This is a genomic window from Amycolatopsis sp. NPDC058278 (genome assembly GCF_042881395.1).
Taxonomy (GTDB): domain Bacteria; phylum Actinomycetota; class Actinomycetes; order Mycobacteriales; family Pseudonocardiaceae; genus Amycolatopsis.
On sequence record NZ_JBHVXZ010000254.1, the window covers coordinates 1 to 3,895 of the forward strand.

3 protein-coding genes and 1 pseudogene are annotated in these 3,895 nt (G+C 69.1%); 3 read left to right on the forward strand and 1 reads right to left on the reverse strand.

Translation table 11 applies throughout. The features are described 5' to 3' along the window. Positions 1-116: 116 nt before the first annotated feature. A complete protein-coding gene (locus ACFVYA_RS49640) occupies positions 117-611 on the reverse strand; it encodes a hypothetical protein (protein WP_387055618.1) in 495 nt (164 codons plus the stop codon). An 81-nt stretch (positions 612-692) separates the two neighbouring features. On the opposite strand from ACFVYA_RS49640, the gene ACFVYA_RS49645 reads away from it, so the two are divergent. The 3 genes and pseudogenes from ACFVYA_RS49645 to ACFVYA_RS49655 form a co-directional block, all read left to right on the forward strand. Next, complete coding sequence (locus ACFVYA_RS49645) at positions 693-1,157, forward strand: hypothetical protein (RefSeq protein WP_387055620.1); 465 nt, start codon at positions 693-695, stop codon at positions 1,155-1,157. A gap of 396 nt (positions 1,158-1,553) precedes the next feature. After that, positions 1,554-2,282 (forward strand): calcium-binding protein, encoded by a 729-nt coding sequence (locus tag ACFVYA_RS49650; protein ID WP_387055621.1) that lies wholly within the window; start codon positions 1,554-1,556, stop codon positions 2,280-2,282. 573 nt (positions 2,283-2,855) lie between these two features. Then, a pseudogene (locus tag ACFVYA_RS49655) lies at positions 2,856-3,895 on the forward strand (hypothetical protein); the annotation flags it as partial.

Genomic DNA, 3,895 nt, shown 5'->3' on the forward strand with positions numbered 1-3,895 from the left:
CCCGTGTTTGGGCCCCATTCGCCCTCGCCCCCCGCGTAACCCCACATATTGGCGGGGCCCGGGCCGCCCCGCCCGCCCCGGGCGGGCGCGGCCGGCCGCGGTGCCGCCGGTCGTGCCTAGCGGACGGCCTGGAACTGGACGGTCCAGGTCGTGTGGAAGGTCATGGCCTGGCAGCGGATGTCCGTGTCGTCCTTCAGCTTCACGGCGTCGGTCAGCTTGTACGGGAAGTTGGCCTCGCTCACGGCCAGCGTCGGCAGCAGTGGGTCCGCGCCGGCCACGGACAGTTCGAGCTGCCCCTGGCAGTAGGGCTTGTCGGCGACGTTCCCGACGGTGTCGATCACGACGTCACCGGGGGCCACGGACACCAGCCTGATCTTCACGTTGGCGTTCGGGTTGGACAGGGTCAACGTGACGTAGCCCTTCTCGCCGGGCAGCAACGTGCCGACCTGCGCACCGGTCACGGTGGCGGGGATCATCGCCTCGGCGGAGCCGGTCACCCCGCTTGCGGTGCTGTCCTGGACGAACGCGGCGACCGCGAACCCACCGACTCCCACCAGTGCGCCGACAGTGGCGACGACGAGAACGGACTTGGTCTTGTTGTTGATACGCATGGAACTTCTCCTTGGATTGACTGGCTCGGTTCTCAGGGCTGGGTCGTGGGTGCCGGTTCGCCGGGGCTGGATGTCACCTCGGTGGCCGTGCTGCTCGTCGGTGTGACTGTCGTGGCAGGGATGACCGGCTCAGCCGATGGTGTGACAGACGGCGTCGTTGTTCCGATCGCCGACGTCGGTTCCGGCGTGGCGGATCGGCTGGATCCCCAGGTGCCGGCCTTCCCGTCGACCGTCGCGTTCACCACGATCACGTCGTACCCCGTGGCCACCGCCACACCAGTGGCGGAAAATGTAATGGCCATCAAGGCAATGACACCGGTTTGGCGGAAGGTACGCATGGTATGCCCTTCAGGGCTTGATTTCCGGCGTCATGGCGCCATCTTGGAGATCGAGCACTGCGGGCTCATATCGGTTTTCTGGCAGCTGGTCGATGCGCTCAACGCCTCAGCCGCAGCCAAGCACTTGAACCGGTTTTCGTCCTACCCCCATACGTCGACTGTGCGACGTTATCCGTTACGAATATCGGTGCATGACGTCGAATCGTGACAAATGTCCACAAATTCGCGCGGAAAACGAACTGTGCACGAATTAAGTTCGTGAACGCATCGATCGCCGAATTCCTCCGGCTCCTGGCTCACCCGGCCGCCGCCTTCCCCTGCCTGCCCTGTCGAGCGCACCGGAGAGTGTGCGTCCGTTCGAGGGACAACGATATTGATCCAGGCCGACGCAGGGGTAGGTTCGTGCGTTGTTGCCCCGGACCTCGGTGACGTGACAGCTCCGCGACGATCGCGGACGCGATCACGAGCCGAGGTTCTTCCGCGCCGAGGAGCGGACGCCGGCAGTACGGCGGAGGCGGATGGCTTGTGATCGGCACAACTCAGTCACGGTGGCGCGCCGCGTCCACGTGAGTCATCGCCGGATCGCGATCCAGGAAATGAAGCCATGAGAATTCAACAGACTCAATTCCGCCGGGGACTCGTCGTCACGCTGGCCGGAGTCCTTGCGACCCCGGCCATGTGGGCGATCGCCCCGCTCACCGCACACGCCGCCGTCAACTGCGTCGTGAGCGCCGGGGTCACCCAGACCGATACGACCGTGACCGGCAGCCCCGGCAACGACACGATCGACTGCGGCGGCACGAACCCCGGCAAGACCATCAACGGCAACGCCGGAAACGACACGATCACCGGCTCGGACCTCGACGACACGATCAACGGCGGGGACGGGAACGACACCCTCACCGGCGGCACCGGCAACGACACCCTCACCGGCGGCCTGGGCATCGACACGATCTCCGGCAGCGCCGGCAACGACACCCTCATCGGCGCATCCAACGACGGCAGCCAGGACAGTCTCGACGGCGGCCTCGGCACCGACACCTGCCAGGGACCCGCACCCGATCCCGACATCCACGCCGGCTGCGAAAACACCAGCACCCCGCCGACGACGGGCCCGGGCTCGGGCACGGCGAACGCCACCCTGCTGTGCACCACCACCGGCGGCGTGCTGTCCCTCACCGTCAACCCCGTCGGATACGTCTGCGTGTTCAACCCCCTCAACCCCGCCAACCGCCGTGTCACCGAGGCCGGCAGGATCTGCACCGGGGCCGGCGGAACGTTCGTCAACCTGCTCCCGCTGAGCTACGCCTGCCTCCTCCCGACCACACCGTAAAAATCGATTTCCACCAGTTGACCCCGTGCCTGCATCGGCACGAACAGGGTCGACGAGAACGGCCGCGCCTCGCGTGAGAGCGCGGCCGTTCCGCGTTGAAGGCGAGGTTCGCTTCCGATTCCGCGTGTTTTGCCAATACGTCGACCGGCGTCGTCCGTCGATGCCGCGAAACCGGTTCTGCCATCGGTGGGTGATTTCGTCTCATTCGGATGATTGACCGCGGTACTCCTTGCCAATCCGGCCGGCGGCGCGAACGCTGAGGCGTTGAGGGGTATTGGCCGGATTCGGTGCCCTCACGCGTGCGGCACCGGGTAGCGACCCCAGACCCTGGTCATCGAACCGCCCTCTCCAGTCCGTGGCTTCAGCCCCGGGCTCCATTTCACGGGTGGAAGGTTGATCATGGGATCGACAGCGACTATCAGCACGGCAGGGCGGGCGGGACGGGCCTTGATCGGCCTGGGCACCGCGGCCGGGTTCGTTCTCTTCACACCCGCTCAGGCATGGGCGCTCCCGCCGGGATGCACCCAGAGCGGCGCCAACTTCACTTGCACCGCCGGGATTCCCTCCGGTCAAGTGCTCACCGGCACCACCGGGGACAACATCATCACCGTCACCGGCGGCGCCGTGAACGGGACGGTGAACAGCCTCGCCGGCAACGACACGATCACGATCACCGGCGTCGCCGGTACGTCGGGAGCCAACGGTGCCCCGGGGGCCAACGGCACCGCGGGCACCCCCGCGGGGAGTGCCGGCGGCAACGGCGGAGCCGGGAACGTCGGCGGCGCCGGCGTGGGGAGCACCGGCGTCATCGACGCCGGTGCCGGCACCGACAGCATCACCGTCACCGGCGGCGCCGGGGGCAACGGCGGCAACGGCGGACAGGGCGGGATCGGCTTCGCCAGTGGCGCCGGGGGCGCCGGGGGCAACGGCGGCGTGGGCGGGATCGGTGGCGCCGGGAACGCCGGCACTGTCACCGGTGGCGCCGGCAACGACACCGTCACCTTCACCGCCGGCAAGGGCGGCAACGGCGGACTCGGCGGCCTGGGTGGCAACAGCGGCCTCATCGCCGGAGGTGCGGGTGCCGGTGGTATCGGTGGTGCCGGCGCGGCCGGTGGCGTCGGGAACTCCGGGACTTTCAATGGCGATCTCGTTGATGCCGGTGCCGACAACGTCACCGTCAACGGCGGTGCCGGTGGGACCGGCGCGGCCGGTGGCGTGGGTGGCTGCGGTCACGGCGGCGGCGCAGGCGGCGTCGGCGGTGCCGGTGGCGCCGGGGGTGTCGGGAACTCCGGAACCGTCGCCGGCGGCGCCGGGGTCGACACCCTCAAAGCCAACGGCGGGCTCGGCGGCAACGGCGGCGTCGGTGGCAAGGGCGGCAACGGCTCGGCCGCCGTCCAAGCCGGCGGTGCCGGTGGCGTAGGCGGGGCCGGAGGCGCCGGAGGCATCGGGAACTCCGGCGCCCTCACCGGCGGAACCGGCATCGACACCATCACCGCCACCGGCGGCAAGGGTGGCAACGGCGCCGGCGGTGGCAACGGCGGCACCGGCTGCAGCGGCCCCGGCGGCCCTGGTGGCCTCGGTGGCGCAGCGGGCGCCGGTGGTCTCGGGAACTC

What these genes read in the sequence shown, in the direction of transcription:
- ACFVYA_RS49640 (WP_387055618.1), bottom strand. Translation starts at nt 611, where the DNA reads ATGCGTATCAACAACAAGACCAAGTCCGTTCTCGTCGTCGCCACTGTC.
- ACFVYA_RS49650 (WP_387055621.1), top strand. Translation starts at nt 1,554, where the DNA reads ATGAGAATTCAACAGACTCAATTCCGCCGGGGACTCGTCGTCACGCTG.